Raw genomic sequence first — 16,770 nt, 5'->3', positions numbered from 1 at the left:
ATGGACGGCATGGATGCCATCGACCCACACGGCGACCCGCGGGCCGCGGTCGACCGGCTGATGGACGGGCTGCGGTCCGATCTGGAGCGGCTGGCCGCCATCCCCTCCATCGCTTTCCCCGGCTATCCGGCGGAGCCGGTGCGCGAGGCCCACGACCTGCTCGTCGGGCTGCTGCGGGACGCGGGCGTGGGGCACATCGAGACCCTCGACCTGCCCGACACCGCGCCGGTGATCTTCGGCGAGATCCCGCCGCCCACACCCGACGCCCCGACCGTCCTGCTCTACTCCCACTACGACGTGCAGCCGCCCGGTGACGAGAGTCTGTGGAAGTCGCCGCCGTTCACGCCGACCCCGATCGAGGGCGGGCTGCGGGCGCGCGGCATCGCGGACGACAAGTCGAACGTCATCGCGCACCTGGGGATGCTGCGCGCGTACCAGGGCCGCCCGCCGGTCGGCGTGAAGATCGTCTTCGAGGGGCAGGAGGAGTACGGCAGCCCCTTCGACGGCTACCCGCCCACCGACCCCGAGCGGTTCGCCTGCGATGCCATGGTCATCGCGGACCTCGGGAACCTCCGCCCCGGCACCCCCACCCTCACCACGGGCCTGCGCGGCGCCGCCGAGGTCACCGTCGAGGTCCGCACCCTCGAAGAGGCCCGCCACAGCGGAGAGTTCGGCGGCGCGGCCCCCGACGCGCTGCTCGTCCTCCTCAAAGCCCTCGCCACGCTCCACGACGTGCACGGGGACGTCGCCGTCGAAGGACTGCGGCGCGAGAAGTGGACCGGCGCCGGCTACACCGACGAGGAGTTCCGCGAGCTCGCCGGCGTCGAGGAGGGCCTCCCGCTCCTCGGCAGCGGCACCCTCGGCGAACGCCTCTGGAGCGGCCCCGCGATCACCGTCATCGGCCTCGACGCACCGACCGTGGCGGGCGCCGCCTCGGCCGTCGTCCCGCACGCCCGCGCCAAGCTGAACCTGCGTTTCCACCCCCAGCAGGACCCGAACGAGGCCCAGGACCTCCTCGTACGGCATCTGCGCTCGCTGCGCCCCTTCGGCGTCGCGCTCACCGTCACGCCCGGCGACACCGGGCCAGGCTACGAGGCGGACACCGGCGGCCCCGCCTACCGCGCCGCCCGCGCCGCGCTCAAGGAGGCCTGGGGCGCCGACGCCTCGTACGTCGCGACCGGCGGCTCCATCCCGCTGGTCAACGGCCTCGCACAGGCCGCACCGGGCGCCGAGGTGCTGCTCTTCGGCGCGCAGGACAACCTCTGCAACCTGCACGCTCCCAACGAACGCGTCCTGTTCTCCGAACTGCACGCGACGGTCGTCGCGATGTGCGCGTTCGTGCGGGAGTACGCGGCCGACTTCCGGAGCGGCGCATGAGCACCGCGAACACCACCGAGGCCCCCGAACAGCCCCCGTCGAAGAAGAAGTTCACCTTCCCCAGCGCCCTCACCGTCCTCGCCGTCGTCACGATCGCGATCTGGCTGCTCGCGTTCCTGATCCCGTCGGGGGCGTACGACAGGAACGGCGAGGGCGCGCCCGTCGAGGGCACGTACCAGCGCGTCGACTCCGGGCAGTCCTTCGTCGACCGCCTCAACGACCTGTTCCTCGCCCCGGTCAACGGCCTCTACGGCATCCAGGACCCGAAGACCGCCCTCGTCTCGCCCGACAACTCCGGTGATCTGTACGGCAGCGCGGGCGTCTTCCTGTTCGTGCTCGCCATCGGTGCCTTCATCACCGTCGTCTTCGCGACGGGCGCCCTCGACCGGGGCATCGGCCGTCTCGCCCACCGGCTGCGCGAGCGCGGGGCGCTGCTCATCGCGGGTGTCATGGCCGTCTTCTCCGTCCTCGGCACGGTCGAGGGCTTCGCCGAGGAGACGCTCGGGTTCTACGGTCTGATCGTGCCGCTGATGCTCGCGCTCGGCTAGGACCGGATGACGGCGGTCGGCGCGATCATCCTCGGCGCGGGCGTCGGCGTGCTGTGCTCGACCGTCAACCCGTTCGCGACCGGCGTCGCCTCCTCGGCCGCCGACATCTCGCTGGGCGACGGCATCGCGCTGCGGTTCGCGATGTGGATCGTGCTGACCGGGGTCACCATCGCGTACGTCATCCGCTACGCGAAGCGGGTGCGGAGCGACCCGGAGCGCTCGCTCTCGGGCTTCCTGCCGGGGGACCGGGACCTCGACGAGACGGCCACGGAGGCAGCCGAGGTCCCCGAACTGACCAGCCTGCACAAGGGTGTTCTGGTCGCCACGGCGCTGGTCTTCGCCTTCATGATCTTCTCGGTGGTGCCCTGGGCGAGCGCCCTGACCGGCGACGCCGACGCGACCCCGTACGACTTCGAACTCGACTGGTCCTTCCCGCAGTTGGCGGCGCTGTTCCTGGTCGCGGCCGTGCTCGTCGGGCTCGTCGCGCGGATGGGGGAGCAGAAGCTCAGCTCGACGATCGTCCAGGGTGCCGCCGACTTCGTCTCGCCCGCGCTCGTCATCCTGCTGGCCCGCGGTGTCACCGTGATCATGAACAACTCGAAGATCACGGACACGGTGCTGCACGCCATCGAGGGGGTCGTGAAGGGCACCTCGTCCGGCGTCTTCGCGATCATCGTCTTCCTCGTGAACCTGCCGCTCGCCCTCCTCATCCCGTCCACGTCCGGGCACGCCACCCTCGCCATGCCGATCCTCGCGCCGCTCGCCGACTTCGCGGGTGTCTCGCGCGCGGTCGTCGTCACCGCGTGGCAGGCGGCCAGCGGCTGGATGAACCTGTGGGTGCCGACGACCGCCGTGACCATCGGTGGCGTGGCCCTCGCCAAGGTCGGCTACGACAAGTACCTGCGGTTCGTGTGGCCGCTGCTGGCCATCTTGTCTGTGCTGATCTGCGCGTTCGTCGCGCTGGGGGCCGCGTTCACGTAGCCCCTATCGTCGGGTGCATGGACGGTCTCGATGAACTCGACGAGCGCATCGGCGACTGCAGGGCCTGCCCGCGGCTCGTCGAGTGGCGTGAAGAGGTCGCGCGCACCAAGCGCGCCGCCTTCGCCGACCAGGCGTACTGGGGGCGCCCGGTGCCCGGCTTCGGCCCGCACGACGCGTCGCTCCTGATCGTCGGCCTCGCGCCCGCCGCGCACGGCGCCAACCGCACGGGCCGCATGTTCACGGGCGACCGATCGGGCGACGTCCTCTACCGGGCCCTGTACGACATCGGGCTCGCGTCCCGGCCGGACGCCGTGAGCGCCGACGACGGGCTGACCCTGCACGGCGTCCGGATCACCTCGCCCGTGCACTGCGCGCCGCCCGCGAACAAGCCGACCCCGGCCGAGCGTGACACCTGCCGCCCCTGGCTGGTCCAGGAGCTGAACCTGCTGCGGCCCACCCTGCGCGCGGTCGTCGTGCTCGGCGCGTTCGGCTGGCAGGCGGCGCTGCCGGCGTTCGCCGAGGCGGGCTGGGCGGTGCCGCGCCCACGCCCCGTCTTCGCCCACGGTGCCCGCGTCGACCTCGAAGGGACCGAAAAGGCCGAACCACTGTCCCTCTTCGGCTGCTTCCACGTCAGCCAGCGCAACACGTTCACCGGCAGGCTCACTCCACGGATGCTGCGCGGCGTGCTGCGGGACGCGGCGGGCACGGCCGGGTTGCACCCGTTCGGTCCAACCCAGGGAGACCCGGACGCCCCCGCTTCCTAGCGTGGCGGTGTGGCAGCACTGACAGCGCAGGAGACGACACCCAAGCCGCCCGCGGCGGCCTATCGCAACCTCATCGTGGCGACCGTGGGCTTCGCGCTCACGTTCTGGGCATGGAACCTCATCGCCCCGCTCGGCAGTGCTTTCGGCGAGTCCCTGGGGCTCAGCTCGTTCGAGCAGTCCTTCCTGGTCGCCGTGCCGGTGATCGTCGGCTCGCTGGGCCGGATCCCGGTCGGCGCCCTGACCGACAAGTTCGGCGCCAAGACGATGTTCCCGCTGGTGACGGCGGCGACGATCATCCCCGTGCTCCTGGTGACGGTGGCCAGGGACTCGTACCTGGCCATGATCCTCGTCGGTTTCCTGCTGGGCCTCGGCGGCACCACGTTCGCCATCGGGGTCCCGCTGGTGAACTCCTGGTTCCCGCCCGCCAAGCGCGGCGCGGCGATCGGCATCTTCGGCATGGGCATGGGCGGCACCGCGCTGTCCGGCTACCTCACGCCCCGCATCGCCAAGCACGGCGAGAACCTGCCGTTCTACATCGTCGCGATCGCCCTCGCGGCCTACGTGGTGGTCGCCTGGTTCCTCATCAGCGACCACCCCGGCCGCACCATCCCGACGACCTCGCTCGGCCAGCGGCTCGGCGAGGCCGGGAAGCTGAAGGTGACCTGGGAGCTGTCCGCGCTCTACGCGATCGGCTTCGGCGGCATCGTCGCGTACGGCACCTATCTGCCCACGTACCTGAAGACCTGGTACGACCTCGACCCCATCGACGCGGGCACCAAGGCCGCCGGGTTCGCCCTCGTCACCGTCATCTTCCGGCCGATCGGCGGCTGGCTCTCCGACCGGATCCACCCGGCGGTCGTCACCGCCTGGGCGCTCGCCGTCGTCGCGGTCTTCGCCATCGTGCAGGCCTTCAATCCGCATCTGGCGCCCGGCGGCACCATCGACATGCTCGTCATGGGCGCGGGCCTCGGCACCGCGAGCGGCAGCGTCTTCGCCCTGGTCGCACAAGTCACCCCACCGTCCAAGGTCGGCTCGGTCACCGGCATCGTCGGCGCCATCGGCGGCCTCGGCGGCTTCGTCCCGCCCCTGGTCATGGGCGCGATCTACAGCGCGCAGAACTCGTACTCCATCGGCTTCATGCTGCTGTCCGACCTGGCGCTCGCGGGCTGTGTGTACGCGTACGGGCGGATGCGCAGCATCAAGGTCGATTAACCGGGAGGCGGTGCGCGGCGGGCCGGTAGTAGGTTCGCCGGATGCCTCTGTACCCGCCCCTCGAACCGTACGACCAGGGCCTCCTCGACGTCGGTGACGGCAACCGGATCCACTGGGAGACCTGCGGCAACCCGCACGGCAAGCCCGCCGTCGTGCTGCACGGCGGCCCCGGATCCGGGGCCACCCCCTTCACCCGGCGCCTGTTCGACCCGGAGCGCTACCGCATCGTGCTGCTCGACCAGCGCGGCGCGGGCCGCTCCACGCCGCCGGCGAGCGCGTACGACACCGACATGAGCGTCAATACGCTGCCGAAGCTGATGGCCGACCTGGAGCTGCTCCGCGCCCACCTCGGCATCGAGCGCTGGCTGGTGTGGGGCGTGTCCTTCGGGTCCGTCCTGGCCCTGCGGTACGCGCAGACGCACCGGGACGCCGTCTCCGAACTCGTCCTGACGGGCCTGGCGACGGGCAGCCAGGAAGAAGTCGACTTGTTGACGCGGGGGTTGGGGAAGGTGTTCCCGGAGGCGTTCGCGAAGTTCGTGGACGGAGTGCCGGAGGAGGACGGTTCCGGTGATCTCGCGGCGGCGTACAACCGGCTTCTCGAATCGCCCGACCCGGACGTACGCGCGCGGGCGGCGCTCGACTGGACCGACTGGGAGACCGCGGTGGCCTCGCAGCCGCCGCGCACGGTGCCCCGCTACCAGGACCCGGACTTCCGTTACGGATTCGCCAGAACTGTCACGCACTACTGGGGGCGCGACCACTTCCTGGATGGCCCGGACACGGTGTTGCGCGACCTTCCGCTGCTCAAGGGCGTTCCCGGGGTGATCGTGCAGGGAACGGTGGACCTCGGGAACCTGCTCGGTGTCCCGTGGCGGGTGGCGCGGGCCTGGCCGGACGCGGAGCTCGTCCTCGTGGACGATGCCGGGCACAACGCGGGCGCGCCCGGCATCACCGATGAGCTGGTCGCCGCTCTCGACCGGTTCAGCGGGAGCGGCGCCGCCTGACCCTTCCCCAAGCTCTCAACTACGTTCGAGCAGGGGTTCTCCTGGGTCCTACGTGACGTACATGAACTACGTGACTTACGTGGCGGGGTCGGTGTCGTCCTCGAAGAGGTGGCGCACGGTGGAACGGTAATTGGTGTGGACGTGGGCCAGCGTCACCGCCCGCGCCCGGTCCGCGTCCCCCTCGTACATCGCCTCGTACAACTCCCGGTGTTCGGCGAGCTGTTGGGCCCACTCCTCGTTGCGCCGGGTCAGCCAGCGGAGCCGCCCGCTGACGGGCTGCATCACGGACACGATGAGCTCATTGCGCGCCATCTCCAACAGCCGGTCGTGGAAACGGGAGTTGACGTCCGTGTTGGTCTCGGCGTCGCCCTCGCGCGTCGCACGCGTGGCGCGTTCGAGCAGCCCCGCCAGCTCCACCAGATCGTCCTTGGTGGCCCGCTCGGCCGCGAGCCCGGCGGCGTAGACCTCCAAGGCCTCGCGCAGCTCGTACAGTTCGGTGACATCGGTGCGGCTCAGGGTGCGCACGACGGCCCTGCGGGGCGTCTCGTACGTCACGAAGCCCTCGGCGAGCAGCGCCCGGATCGCCTCGCGGACGGGCACCCGGGACACGCCGAACCGCTCGGCGAGCTCCCGCTCGACGAGCCGGTCGCCCGGCCGCCGGCGCCCGCCGACGATGTCCTCGCGCAAGGCCGCGAGCACGCGCTCCCGCACCGCACCCAGGGGCTCCACCGATCCTGCCGTCGTCATGGGTCCATCTTCGTCGATGTCCGTGAGGGGCAGGGGGAGTGGGGTGGGTTTACGGAGATGTAACCGCACGGACATTGCCGGATGTGGTCGGCGGCGGGACGATCGCGCGGTATTGGTATACCAAACCTTGTCGCCGGAGGACCGCCATGTCCGTGGCCGAGCCAGTGCACTCCCAGTCCGCCGCCCCCGTGCCGCCCGACCCGCGCCTGACCAACGAGGATCTGGCGCCGGCCCGTGAGCGCAAATGGAAGGTCTACGACCTCTTCGCCCTGTGGATGTCCGACGTCCACAACCTCGGCAACTACACGTTCGCCGCAGGCCTGTTGGTGCTCGGCCTGAACGCCTGGCAGGTCTTCACCTCCTTGCTCATCGGCTTCGTCCTGATCTACATCGGCTGCAACGCGATGGGCCGCATCGGCCAGCGCCACGGCGTCCCGTTCCCGGTCGTCAGCCGGATCAGCTTCGGCGTCTGGGGAGCCAACATCCCGGCCCTCATCCGGGCCGTGATCGCCATCATGTGGTACGGAATCCAGACGTACCTGGCCTCGGTGGCGGTGAACGTGATGGTGCTCGCGGCGTTCCCGGGCGCGGAGCCCTGGACGCACCACTCGTTCCTCGGCCTGCACGCACTGGGCTGGTCGTCCTTCCTGCTGCTCTGGCTGGTGCAGTCCCTGATCATCACGCGTGGCATGGAATCGGTCCGCAAGTTCCAGGACTTCTGCGGCCCCGCGATCTGGGTGGTGATGCTCGCCCTCGCGATCTGGGTCTGGGCGAAGGCGGGCTGGACGATCTCGTTGACCTCGACGCCGCACCCGGTGTCGACGGGCGAACAGTTCCGCCAGTGGTTCGGCGCGATCGGCCTCATCCTGGCCACCTACGGCACGCTGATGCTCAACTTCTGCGACTTCTCCCGCTTCGCGCCGGACTACCGAACGGTGCGCCGCGGCAACTTCTGGGGCCTGCCGATCAACTCAACTGCCTTCGTGGTCCTGTCCGTCGTCGTCACGGCGGGCAGCGTCGAGGTCTTCGGTGAGGCGATCACCGACCCGGCGATGCTGGTGGCGAAGATCGGCAACACCTGGGTCCTGGTCTTCGGCGCCCTCACCTTCGCGATCGCCACGATGGGCGTGAACATCGTCGCCAACTTCGTCTCCCCGGCCTACGACCTGGCGAACGTCTGGCCGCAGAAGATCACGTTCAAGGTGGGCGGCGCGATCTCCACGGTCCTCGCCCTGCTGGTCACACCGTGGAACCTGTACTCGAACCCGGACGTCGTGAACTACTTCCTGGGCGGACTCGGCGCATTCCTCGGCCCCCTCTTCGGAATCCTGATGCTCGACTACTTCTGGGTGAAGCGGGGCCGGGTGGACACGGAGGCGCTCTTCGACGCGCGGCCGGGGTCCCGCTACTACTACCGGCACGGGGTGAACCCGAAGGCACTGGCCGCGTTCGTGCCGTCGGCGGCGCTGGCCGTGGTGCTGGCGTTGGTGCCGTACTTCGACTCGGTGGCGGCGTATTCGTGGTTCATCGGGACGGTTGTGGGGGCGGGGTTGTATGGGGTGGTGTGCCGGAAGGAGCGGACGGAGGGCGTGGCGTGATTGGTCATGCGGGCTCAGGCGAACGGTTGACCAGGGGCCGCGGCCCCGCCCTCGCAGGCTTGGGCGAACGAACACGCTCCGTTCGCGCAATCAGCCCTCAATAAGGCCAGATCTTCTTCCAGCTCATGGCCGACGAGGTGAGGGCGGGAGCCGGCCCGCATACAGAGCGCACTCGAAGCCCTGTGCGGTGTAGACGCAGCCGACCTGTCCAAAGCCGGCTGGGTCGGTGGCCCAGAGGGCGGCCGGCGGTGCCCCGCCTTCTTCGAGACCCAACAGCCGCGCCACCCAACGCAGACAGGAGTCACTGCCACCGCAGCGGAACTGCGTGTCCAGCGGTACGACGTGACATGACAGGTTCTGGCCTGCGCACCGGATGGGGGCGGCTGCCCCGGGCGTAGCGTGGGTGCATGCCCGAGTACACCGATGACGTCTTTCTCGACCGCCTCGCCGAACGGCTCGACGCCCTCCCCGGTGTGCACGCCGTGACCCTTGGCGGGTCGAGGGCCCAAGGGACGCACAGCGACGCGAGTGACTGGGACACCGCCGTGTACTACCGGGGGAGCGAGGGGCTGTTCGGGCCCCGGCACCTGCGGGACGTCGGGTGGGAAGGGGAGGTCTCCGAGATCGGAGGGTGGGGTGGCGGGGTGTTCAACGGCGGGGCCTGGCTGAGTGTCGACGGGCGGCGTGTCGATGTGCACTACCGGGATCTGGATGTCGTCGAGCATGAGCTGGGCGAGGCCGAGGCCGGGCGGTTTCGGGTCGAGCCGTTGATGTTTCACCTCGCCGGGATTCCGTCGTATCTCGTCGTCGCCGAGCTCGCCGTCAATCGGGTGCTGCGGGGTGAGACGCCCCGGCCCGACGGGTATCCGGCCGCCCTGCGCAAGGCCGCTCCCGAGGTGTGGTGGGGGCGCGCCTCGATCACCCTCGAGTACGCGAAGGGGAACAACGCGCCCCTCGGCGGGTGCACCGAGGTCGTGGGGGCGGTCGCCGGTGCGGCGATGCAGGCGGCCCATGCCGTGCTCGCCGCGCGCGGGGAGTGGGTGACCAACGAGAAGCGGTTGCTGGAGCGGGCCGGGTTGCGGGGGATCGACCGGGTGGTGGGGGATCTCTCGATTCCGCTCGGAGAAGTCGTCGACCGGGCGCGGGAGTTGATGACGAAGGCCGTCGCCGACGCTCAGTAGCCGGGGAGTCCCACGGGAACGCCCAGCGGGTACGTGCGGAGGTCGCGCCACCCCGTCCCCGCACCCTCCGTCACGATCAGCTTCACCGAGTCGACCCGGGCGTGGAGCGGCAGCGCGGACGTGAACTCCGTATCCGGGATGTCGTCCGTGCCCGTGCCGCTCGCCAGCGTCAGGTGGGGGTCCAGGCCGTCGTCGCCGAAGATTCCCCGGTACGGGACCGCCTCCGGCCAGCGCGACCGGACCGACTCCGTCAGGGCGCGGACGGCGTCGTCCGGGGTCGGGGGCAGGTAGAGGACGCCCGGCCAGCGGCGAGGCTCGGCGAAAGTGAGGGGGAGCGGGAGCGTCGCCGCGAACAGGGTGCGCAGCTCGTCGTCCGTGTCCGGCGTGATCCGGGCCAGCGGCAGGAACGGGTAGAGGACCGTGATGTGGGCCCTCGACGGGGTGCGGACCAAAGCGTCCGCCTCCGGGACGTGGATCGTCAGGGCCGTGTCGCCGGGCAGGTCCGGCCAGCCGCTGTGGTCCTGAGCAGTACGTCGTGTGGGCACGGCCAAGTGTCACATTCCGGAAACCTCGCCGTTTCCTCCCCTCCAACAACTCCGCTTACGCTTGGAGAACCAGTTCAGGCTGGCCGACGGCGCCCGGCACCCCTCCGTGTTCGTAAGACAGGAGTCTGCCCACCGTCATGCGCCGCCCCCATTCGCTTCCGCCCTGGCTGAGCCACGCCCTGCGCGCCCAGCGTGCGCCCGTGCCCTGGCCCGCCGTGGTGCGTGGGGCGCTGGCGGGTGGACCGCTGCTGCTCGTCGCCATCGCCGCCGGGCAGCCGTCCAGCGGGGTGCTGCTCGCGCTCGGGACGCTGCTCGCCGGGGTCAACGACCGGCCGGGGCCGCGGCTCGCCGCCGTCTCGCGGCTCGGCGGGCCCGCGCTCGCGGGTGCCCTGGGGATGACCGTCGGCAGCTTTGTCGGCGGTGCGCTGCCGACCGGTGCGCTCATCGCCTGCGTCTTCGCCGTGCTGGGGCTCGTGGGCGGTGCGTTCAGCGCCGTCGGGCCCGTCGCGTCCTCCGCAGGGACCCAGTTCCTCGTCACCGTCGCCATAGGCGCAGGGATGCCGCTGCCGGAGCCCGGATGGCAGCGGGCGCTGCTGTTCGCCGGGGGCGCCGCGTGGCTGATCCTGCTGCGGCTGCTGCTGCCCTCTCCCGTACGCACGAAGGGGCTCGGGTACCTCTACGACGGTGAGCGTGCCGCCGTCGCCTCCGTGTACGAGGCCGTGGCCCGGCTGCTCGACGCCGTCGGCGGGCCGGAGGCCCAGGCGCGCCGCGTCGCGCTGACCGCCGCGCTCGACCAGGCGCAGGACGCCCTGCGGCGCGGCCGCTCGCGGGCCACCCGGCGCCTGCGCCGCCAGTACTCCGCCGCCCTCCCGCTCGCCGAGGCCGCCACCGCGCTCGCCTGGGCCGGGCAGCCGGTGGCCGCGCGGGCCGGGGAGGGGCCGCGGCGGCTCGCCGCCGCTGTGCGGACTGGGGAGGCGGCCGGTGCGTTGCCTGCTCCTGTGCGGGCCGATGCGGGGCTGCGAGCTCTCGACGAGGCGTTGCTGCGGGCGGCCGAGGCGTTCGACGGGAGCGGTGCCCATCCGGGCGCGGCGGTTGAGCAGCGGAGCCCCGTGGCCGCGACACCGGCGCCGGGGCCGACGTCGCGGGGCTCTGCCCCGGACCCCGCGCCTCAAACGCCGGCGGGGCTGGAAGGATCGCCTCAATCGCCGGCGAGGTTTGATTGGCGCAGGGTGGTCGGGCCCGCCGGGCGTGAGTACGGGGTTCGGGTCGGGCTGTCCTTCGGGGCCAGCGCCGCCGTCGCCCAGGCCCTGCACCCGCTGCACTGGTACTGGCTGCCCGCCACCGCCGTCTTCCTCGTCAAGCCGGACCTCGGGCCGCTCGCCTCGCGCGCGCTGTGCCGGGCGGCCGGGACCGTCGCGGGCGCCGTCCTCTTCGCCGGGCTCGCCGCCGTGCTGCCCCACCCCCTCGGGCTCGTCGCGCTCGTCGCCGCCTGCGGGGCGCTGATTCCGGTCGCCACCCGGCACTTCGCCGCGCAGACCGCCGTCGTCACCGTCCTCGTACTGTCCCTGGTGATGGTGGGCGGGGAGCCGCAGGCGTCCTGGGGCCGGATCACCGAGACGCTGCTCGCCTGCGCCATCGTGCTGGTCGCCGGGCATCTGCCGCTGCCGGGCGGGCACCGCGGCGGCGGGGTGCGGGTGCGGCTCGCCGTCGCGCACGACGCCGCCCACGCCTACGTACGGCATGTAATGAGCGAGTCCGCACCGGGCGCCGAGGGGATCGACCGGCACGGCCGGTGGGCGCTGCGGCGCGAGGCGTACCGGACGCTCGCGCAGGCGCGGGCCGCCGTGGACCTCGCCGCCGCCGAACTGCCGGTGCTCGCGCGGCACTCGGACGGTTCGCGGCAGGTGACCGTCGTACTGGAGCGGCTCGTTGACGCGACGACCGCGTGCGCGGTGCAGGTCGACGACACGGGGCGGGTGCCCGAGCAGCACGCGCGCAGGATCGACGTGCTGCTCGCGGAACTCGCCGCGTAGGCCCCGGCCCGTAAGACGTAAGAAGGATCAGGGCCGTAGGTCGATCCATACGGGTGCGTGGTCCGACCCCGGCGCGTCCCGCCGCTCCTGCGGATCCGCGCCCACCGACGGCAGCGGTTCGAGCACGGCGTCCTCCCCGCGTGGCACGCCCGTCCCCGCGCGGACGACGTGGCCGAGCAGTTCGTGCGAGACGAAGATGTGGTCGATCAGCTCGCGGTGGCCCTCGTACACGCGGGAGTACCGCTGCTCCTCGGGGATCAGCGGCGCCACGTTCCACAGCCGCTTCGCGTCACCCTTGTCGGCGTGGTCGAAGCCGGGCGTGCCGATCTCGGAGCCGGGCGGGCCCTGGAGGATCTGGGTGGTCGCGGCGGACATCTCGTCGTTGAAGTCGCCCAGGACGGTGACGCGTTCACGGCGGCCGTCCTCTCCGATGAGGGTGTCCGCGAGGGCGCGTACGGTCGCCGCCTCCGCCGCGCGCCGCTCCAGCGCGTACGCCGCGTAGCGCGCCCGCTCGCCCTCGTCGCGCGGTACGAACCGGCCGCCCGGGTAGCCGAGCAGCTTCGACTTGAGGTGGCAGACGGCGGCCGTGAGCCAGGTCGCCCGCGTCGAGAAGTGCACGGCGAGCACGCCCCGGCCCGCCCGGTCCGTCGTCCTGCCGCCGCCGTCGTCCACCTGCACCGGTCGAACCGCCTCCGGGAACGCGGCCGTGTCCGCGACCACGCGCACGCCGACGTCGCCGAGGAAGCCGACCCGGATCCCGCGCTCGTCGGGGTACTGCGAAAGCGTCGCCGTGTAGTCGCCGTCGAGCAGCTGCACCAGATCGTCGAGCGCCGCCGGGTCACCGATCTCCTGCACGCCGAGCAGGGTGGGGCTCAGACTGTTCACGGTGGCGGCCAGCGAGGCCAGTTTCGCCTCGTACGTCGCCTTGTCGCGGGGGCCGTAGGGGCCGCCGGGGCGGTAGAGGTTCTCCAGGTTCCAGGTTCCGACGAGCATGGCGTGCTCCGTCCTCTGGCCGGCCCGGACGGGCCGGGGCGGCCAGCGTGCCAGCGGCTCCGCCGGGAGGACAGCACTCCTGCAGAAAATCAGGGCCCCTTCGGGGAACCGGGACCCCGTGAGAAAAACTTTCGCCGCAGCGATGAGTTCCGCTCTGCCCTCCGGTCACCCCTCACGAGAACACGACCGGAGGAGGAACCATGGGGCTGCCGAAGGTGGTCACGCGCGAGGAGTGGCGCGCCGCGCGCGAGGAACTGCTCACCCTGGAGAAGGCGGCGACCCGCGCGCGGGACGCGCTGAACACACGGCGGCGCGAGCTGCCCATGGTCGAGATCGACAAGTCGTACGTCTTCGAGGGCCCGGACGGGAAGTCGGAGCTGCTCGACCTGTTCGAGGGGCGCCCCCAACTCGTCGTCTACCACTTCATGTTCGCGCCCGACTGGGACGCCGGCTGCCGCAGCTGCTCCGGATTCCTCGACCAGATCGGGCACCTGGCGCATCTGCGGGCCCGTGGCACGGAGTTCGCGGCGGTGTCCCGCGCGCCGTTCACCCGGATCCTGCCGTTCAAGGCGCGGATGGGCTGGACGGTGCCCTGGTACTCGTCCCATCTCAGCGATTTCAACCAGGACTTCGGCGCCACGTTCGAGGGTGAGGACGGCACTCCTCAGGAGCAGCCCGCGATCAGCTGCTTCCTGCGCGAGGGGGAGCGGGTGTTCCATACGTACTCGACGTTCGCCCGCGGCATGGACCACATCGGGTTCACCACGAACCTCCTGGACCTCACCGCTCTCGGCCGCCAGGAGGAGTGGGAGAAACCGGAGGGGCGCGCGTCGGCTCTCGGGGCGCCCGCGGGCAGTGCGCGGGTGCGCTATCACGACGAATACGTCGACTGAGGCTCCGTGCACATGAGCTGACCTCGTATCAACTCGGTGTCATTCTCGTCACGTTGCGAGCCGGAACGGGCACTGTCAACGTTCTCCCTCATGAAGCGCCCGGACGCTCCGGGCGCCGCACATCGGCACGATCACGGGGGCAGGGACGAGCGATGATCAACGGACGAGTGGTGTTGCAACGATTCCCGGCGGGCGGGCCCCGAGGCTCCTGGCCCGCGGAGGAGTACGCGAACCGGCGCCGACAGGAGGGGCAACCGGTCGAGGTCGTCATGGACTTGGCGACGGACGCCTTCCTCGTGATCGCACGGGAGCCGGTCGCCGAACCCGTGGGCTGACGCCCGTGGAAGAAGCCGGAACTACGAGGCGCCGACCGACCGCGACCACACCGGCGTGGTCCCCGTGACCCGGCACAGCGCGAGGTACAGCGGGATCGGTGGCGTGTACGGCACCGAACCCTCCGGGCAGTGCACCAGGTCGGGCGCCCGCGGGGCGTCGAGCACCACGGCGCCCGCCGTGTAGCACGCGGGCGCGGGCCACTCCAGGGACACGTCGGAGTCCGACGGCACGAGCCACCACCAGTGCGCCTCGTCCGCGTACACACAGCCCATCCGCGGCAGGCGCTTCGCCATCGCCCGGCCGAACTCCTCGGGCACCGCGACGGCGTCGCACCCCAGCGGTGCGGTCATGCCCGCGGGCACGCTGAGCCGCACGGGCGGTGTGCGACCCGGAAGTGAAGCCTCCGCGTGCTCCGGGCGCCGGGGACGGCGTCTCCTGGCCAGTCCGGCCAGCGAGTTCAAGTGCATCGTCCGCTTGCCCGTTGTCACCACGCCCATCCGATCCCGTTTCGCACGTTCGTCGTTCCTCCGCCCGCCGTCCGGCAGTGGCGGACGTTCACCAGGCCCATCCGGCGCCGTCCGATGCGCCGGGTACGGGGCCCGGCGGCTGCGGGGCCAGTTCGTCGCGGGGCAGTTCGGCCCAGACGAGGAGGCCGGGGCCGGTCTCCTGGGCGCCCCACGCCGTGGCGACCGCGGCCACGAGGAGGAGTCCTCTGCCATGCTCCTCCTCGGGTGCGACGCGGCCCGCGCGGGCGTCACCGGGGATGCAGCCCTCGTCCCTGACCGCTATGCGCAGCCGGTCGCCCGAGTCGTCGCGCAGCTCGCGAAGTTCGCAGTGGATGCGCCGGCTCGCGGTGTGCACGATCGCGTTCGTGACCAGTTCGGACACGACAAGGGCCGCCGCGTCACAGGTGTCCTCGCACGCGCCCCACGCACTGAGGTGGGTACGCGTCACGCGCCGGGCCTGAGCGGCGGAGCCCGGATGGGGAGCCAGTTCGAAACTGCTGCGACGGATCGCCGACGGGTGGGCCCCTGTCGGGGTACCCGAACGGTCACCGAACGTAGTTTCGCCGGCTTCTGTTCCTAAAGGCGCAGACGGAGTCACGCTTGCCACTATCTCCCCGCCATGAACACTTGGCAAGAGCCACTCTGAAAAGTGCAGAGTGGCGTATGCCGTGTGGAGTGGGCATGGCAGACTGCTCGCAGCAGCGCGCCACGCGGCCCCCGCCGGGGGTTGATCGCAGGGAAACGGCCGGTGAGGGACGTTTTTCGGACCTTTCCCCGCGATGAAGAATGGCGGGATTCAGACATTGGAACTACTGGGAGGTAGGGGGCGTGAGCGAACCTCGGTCCGCGCCGACGGTCGGCCAGGTCGTTCTCGGCCGCCGGCTGCAGGACCTTCGCGAGGGCGCCGGGCTCAAGCGCGAGGAGGCCGCGAAAGTACTCCGCGTGACCGCCGCGACGATCCGCCGCATGGAAACCGCCGAGGTCTCGCTGCGAATCCCGTACGTCCAGCTGCTCCTGAAGGCCTACGGCGTCGCGGACGAGGAGACCACGTCCTTCGTGCAGCTCGCGGAGGAGGCGAACAGGCCGGGCTGGTGGCAGCGGTACCACGACATCCTGCCCGGCTGGTTCTCCATGTACGTGAGCCTGGAGGGCGCGGCCCGGCTCATCAGGTCGTACGACCCGCACTTCGTGCCCGGCCTGCTGCAGACCGAGGACTACGCGCGCGGGGTGCTGCATTCCGGCGCGATAGGGCGGGCGCTCGCCGAGGACCCGGACGTCGTCGAGCGGCACGTCGCCCTGCGGATGCGGCGCCAGGCCCTGCTCACCCGCGAGGACGCGCCCCGACTCTGGGTCGTGATGGACGAGACCGCCCTGCGCCGCCCGGTCGGCGACGCGGACGTGATGCGCGCCCAGATCGACCGGCTGCTCGAAGCGATGGAGCTGCCGAACGTGACGCTTCAGGTCGCGGAGTTCGCCGCGGGCCCGCACCCGGGCACGTACGGACCCTTCGTCCTGTTCCGATTTGCCATGTCAGAACTGCCGGACATGGTCTACAGCGAGTACCTGACAGGCGCGGTCTACCTCGACGCGCGCCCCGAGGTGGCCACCCACCTCGAAGTCATGGACCGCATGGCGGCGCATGCCGCGACGGCGCAACGCACAAAGGAGATCCTCCGCGATCTCCGCAAGGAGCTGTGAATGGACTCGATCAAGGACCGAATACGAGGCGTCGACGGCGAGCCGATCTACAACGGCATGCCCGCGCGCGAGCTCGGCAGCGAAGGCTGGCACAAGCCGTGGAGTGGCGGCAACGGAGGCAACTGCCTCGAAGCCATGAAGCTGGCCGACGGGCGCGTCGCCGTACGTCAGTCGTCGGACCCGGACGGGCCCGCGCTGATCTACACCATTGGTGAGATCACCGCGTTCATCGAGGGAGCGAAGACGGGGGCCGCTGACTTTCTGCTGTCGTGACGTGCCGCGGATCGTTCGCGTTCGGGCGGGCGGTCCTCCCGGCCGTTCAGACGGCCGTTCAGGCGGTCGTCGGGCGGTCGT

The 16,770-nt window shown here is 71.3% G+C and carries 16 protein-coding genes and 2 pseudogenes; 12 read left to right on the top strand and 6 right to left on the bottom strand.

Going from position 1 to position 16,770, the window contains the following annotated elements; genetic code table 11:
• The 5 genes and pseudogenes from ACIRHA_RS24410 (at position 1) to pip (ending at position 5,886) form a co-directional block, all read left to right on the top strand.
• Positions 1-1,377 carry a M20/M25/M40 family metallo-hydrolase gene (locus tag ACIRHA_RS24410; protein WP_403849475.1) on the top strand — a complete coding sequence of 459 codons (1,377 nt, stop codon included), beginning with the start codon at positions 1-3 and terminating at the stop codon, positions 1,375-1,377.
• Positions 1,374-2,906: pseudogene (locus tag ACIRHA_RS24405) on the top strand (YfcC family protein). The gene ACIRHA_RS24410 and the pseudogene ACIRHA_RS24405 overlap by 4 nt, the downstream one beginning before the upstream one ends.
• A 17-nt stretch (positions 2,907-2,923) precedes the next feature.
• A complete protein-coding gene (locus ACIRHA_RS24400) occupies positions 2,924-3,670 on the top strand; it encodes a uracil-DNA glycosylase (protein ID WP_403849473.1) in 747 nt (248 codons plus the stop codon).
• A 9-nt stretch (positions 3,671-3,679) separates the two neighbouring features.
• Positions 3,680-4,882, top strand: a complete 1,203-nt coding sequence (locus tag ACIRHA_RS24395) for a nitrate/nitrite transporter (protein WP_403849470.1) — start codon at positions 3,680-3,682, stop codon at positions 4,880-4,882.
• A gap of 41 nt (positions 4,883-4,923) precedes the next feature.
• The gene (pip, locus tag ACIRHA_RS24390) at positions 4,924-5,886 is read left to right on the top strand and encodes a prolyl aminopeptidase (protein ID WP_403849467.1); all 963 of its coding nucleotides are present in this window, start codon (positions 4,924-4,926) and stop codon (positions 5,884-5,886) included.
• 75 nt (positions 5,887-5,961) lie between these two features.
• Here pip and ACIRHA_RS24385 read toward each other — a convergent pair whose 3' ends face one another.
• Positions 5,962-6,633, bottom strand: a complete 672-nt coding sequence (locus ACIRHA_RS24385) for a GntR family transcriptional regulator (RefSeq protein WP_403849464.1) — start codon at positions 6,631-6,633, stop codon at positions 5,962-5,964.
• Between the two features lie 146 nt (positions 6,634-6,779).
• Here ACIRHA_RS24385 and ACIRHA_RS24380 point away from each other — a divergent pair, with 146 nt between their 5' ends.
• A complete protein-coding gene (locus ACIRHA_RS24380; RefSeq protein ID WP_403849461.1) occupies positions 6,780-8,231 on the top strand; it encodes an NCS1 family nucleobase:cation symporter-1 in 1,452 nt (483 codons plus the stop codon).
• A gap of 171 nt (positions 8,232-8,402) precedes the next feature.
• Here the strand turns inward: ACIRHA_RS24380 and ACIRHA_RS24375 are convergent.
• Positions 8,403-8,621: pseudogene (locus ACIRHA_RS24375) on the bottom strand (hypothetical protein); the annotation flags it as partial.
• 17 nt (positions 8,622-8,638) lie between these two features.
• On the opposite strand from ACIRHA_RS24375, the gene ACIRHA_RS24370 reads away from it, so the two are divergent.
• Complete coding sequence (locus ACIRHA_RS24370) at positions 8,639-9,412, top strand: nucleotidyltransferase domain-containing protein (protein ID WP_403849459.1); 774 nt, start codon at positions 8,639-8,641, stop codon at positions 9,410-9,412.
• Here ACIRHA_RS24370 and ACIRHA_RS24365 read toward each other — a convergent pair.
• Positions 9,406-9,957 (bottom strand): 2'-5' RNA ligase family protein, encoded by a 552-nt coding sequence (locus ACIRHA_RS24365; protein ID WP_403849456.1) that lies wholly within the window; start codon positions 9,955-9,957, stop codon positions 9,406-9,408. The genes ACIRHA_RS24370 and ACIRHA_RS24365 overlap by 7 nt on opposite strands.
• 137 nt (positions 9,958-10,094) lie before the next feature.
• Between ACIRHA_RS24365 and ACIRHA_RS24360 the strand changes: the two genes are divergently transcribed.
• Complete coding sequence (locus ACIRHA_RS24360) at positions 10,095-11,990, top strand: FUSC family protein (protein WP_403849453.1); 1,896 nt, start codon at positions 10,095-10,097, stop codon at positions 11,988-11,990.
• A gap of 27 nt (positions 11,991-12,017) precedes the next feature.
• Here the strand turns inward: ACIRHA_RS24360 and ACIRHA_RS24355 are convergent, their stop codons facing one another.
• Positions 12,018-12,983: an endonuclease/exonuclease/phosphatase family protein gene (locus ACIRHA_RS24355; RefSeq protein ID WP_403849451.1), complete on the bottom strand. Its 966-nt coding sequence runs from the start codon at positions 12,981-12,983 to the stop codon at positions 12,018-12,020.
• Positions 12,984-13,183: 200 nt separating this feature from the next.
• Between ACIRHA_RS24355 and ACIRHA_RS24350 the strand changes: the two genes are divergently transcribed.
• Positions 13,184-13,876, top strand: coding sequence for a DUF899 domain-containing protein (locus ACIRHA_RS24350; protein ID WP_403849448.1), 693 nt, complete (start codon positions 13,184-13,186; stop codon positions 13,874-13,876).
• 152 nt (positions 13,877-14,028) lie between these two features.
• The gene (locus tag ACIRHA_RS24345; RefSeq protein ID WP_403849445.1) at positions 14,029-14,211 is read left to right on the top strand and encodes a hypothetical protein; all 183 of its coding nucleotides are present in this window, start codon (positions 14,029-14,031) and stop codon (positions 14,209-14,211) included.
• A gap of 21 nt (positions 14,212-14,232) precedes the next feature.
• On the opposite strand, the gene ACIRHA_RS24340 is transcribed toward ACIRHA_RS24345, so the two are convergent.
• On the bottom strand, positions 14,233-14,709 hold the full coding sequence (locus ACIRHA_RS24340) for a hypothetical protein (protein ID WP_403849442.1): 477 nt from the start codon (positions 14,707-14,709) through the stop codon (positions 14,233-14,235).
• Between the two features lie 58 nt (positions 14,710-14,767).
• Positions 14,768-15,166: an ATP-binding protein gene (locus ACIRHA_RS24335; protein ID WP_403849439.1), complete on the bottom strand. Its 399-nt coding sequence runs from the start codon at positions 15,164-15,166 to the stop codon at positions 14,768-14,770.
• A gap of 380 nt (positions 15,167-15,546) precedes the next feature.
• On the opposite strand from ACIRHA_RS24335, the gene ACIRHA_RS24330 reads away from it, so the two are divergent.
• Positions 15,547-16,416 (top strand): helix-turn-helix domain-containing protein, encoded by an 870-nt coding sequence (locus tag ACIRHA_RS24330; protein ID WP_403849436.1) that lies wholly within the window; start codon positions 15,547-15,549, stop codon positions 16,414-16,416.
• A complete protein-coding gene (locus ACIRHA_RS24325) occupies positions 16,417-16,689 on the top strand; it encodes a DUF397 domain-containing protein (RefSeq protein ID WP_351337194.1) in 273 nt (90 codons plus the stop codon). It abuts the gene before it with no gap.
• Positions 16,690-16,770 lie beyond the last annotated feature (81 nt).

The sequence above is a fragment of the Streptomyces sp. NPDC102360 genome (genome assembly GCF_044766085.1).
In the GTDB taxonomy this organism is placed as follows: domain Bacteria; phylum Actinomycetota; class Actinomycetes; order Streptomycetales; family Streptomycetaceae; genus Streptomyces.
This window is presented reverse-complemented; position numbering and strand designations above follow the sequence as displayed.

Excerpts from the sequence above, each read along its gene's own strand:
- ACIRHA_RS24350 (WP_403849448.1), top strand. The coding sequence starts at position 13,184 with ATGGGGCTGCCGAAGGTGGTCACGCGCGAGGAGTGGCGCGCCGCGCGC.
- ACIRHA_RS24370 (WP_403849459.1), top strand. The coding sequence starts at position 8,639 with ATGCCCGAGTACACCGATGACGTCTTTCTCGACCGCCTCGCCGAACGG.
- ACIRHA_RS24385 (WP_403849464.1), bottom strand. The coding sequence starts at position 6,633 with ATGACGACGGCAGGATCGGTGGAGCCCCTGGGTGCGGTGCGGGAGCGC.
- ACIRHA_RS24360 (WP_403849453.1), top strand. The coding sequence starts at position 10,095 with ATGCGCCGCCCCCATTCGCTTCCGCCCTGGCTGAGCCACGCCCTGCGC.
- ACIRHA_RS24355 (WP_403849451.1), bottom strand. The coding sequence starts at position 12,983 with ATGCTCGTCGGAACCTGGAACCTGGAGAACCTCTACCGCCCCGGCGGC.
- ACIRHA_RS24340 (WP_403849442.1), bottom strand. The coding sequence starts at position 14,709 with ATGGGCGTGGTGACAACGGGCAAGCGGACGATGCACTTGAACTCGCTG.
- ACIRHA_RS24410 (WP_403849475.1), top strand. The coding sequence starts at position 1 with ATGGACGGCATGGATGCCATCGACCCACACGGCGACCCGCGGGCCGCG.
- ACIRHA_RS24325 (WP_351337194.1), top strand. The coding sequence starts at position 16,417 with ATGGACTCGATCAAGGACCGAATACGAGGCGTCGACGGCGAGCCGATC.
- ACIRHA_RS24400 (WP_403849473.1), top strand. The coding sequence starts at position 2,924 with ATGGACGGTCTCGATGAACTCGACGAGCGCATCGGCGACTGCAGGGCC.
- pip (WP_403849467.1), top strand. The coding sequence starts at position 4,924 with ATGCCTCTGTACCCGCCCCTCGAACCGTACGACCAGGGCCTCCTCGAC.
- ACIRHA_RS24380 (WP_403849461.1), top strand. The coding sequence starts at position 6,780 with ATGTCCGTGGCCGAGCCAGTGCACTCCCAGTCCGCCGCCCCCGTGCCG.
- ACIRHA_RS24345 (WP_403849445.1), top strand. The coding sequence starts at position 14,029 with ATGATCAACGGACGAGTGGTGTTGCAACGATTCCCGGCGGGCGGGCCC.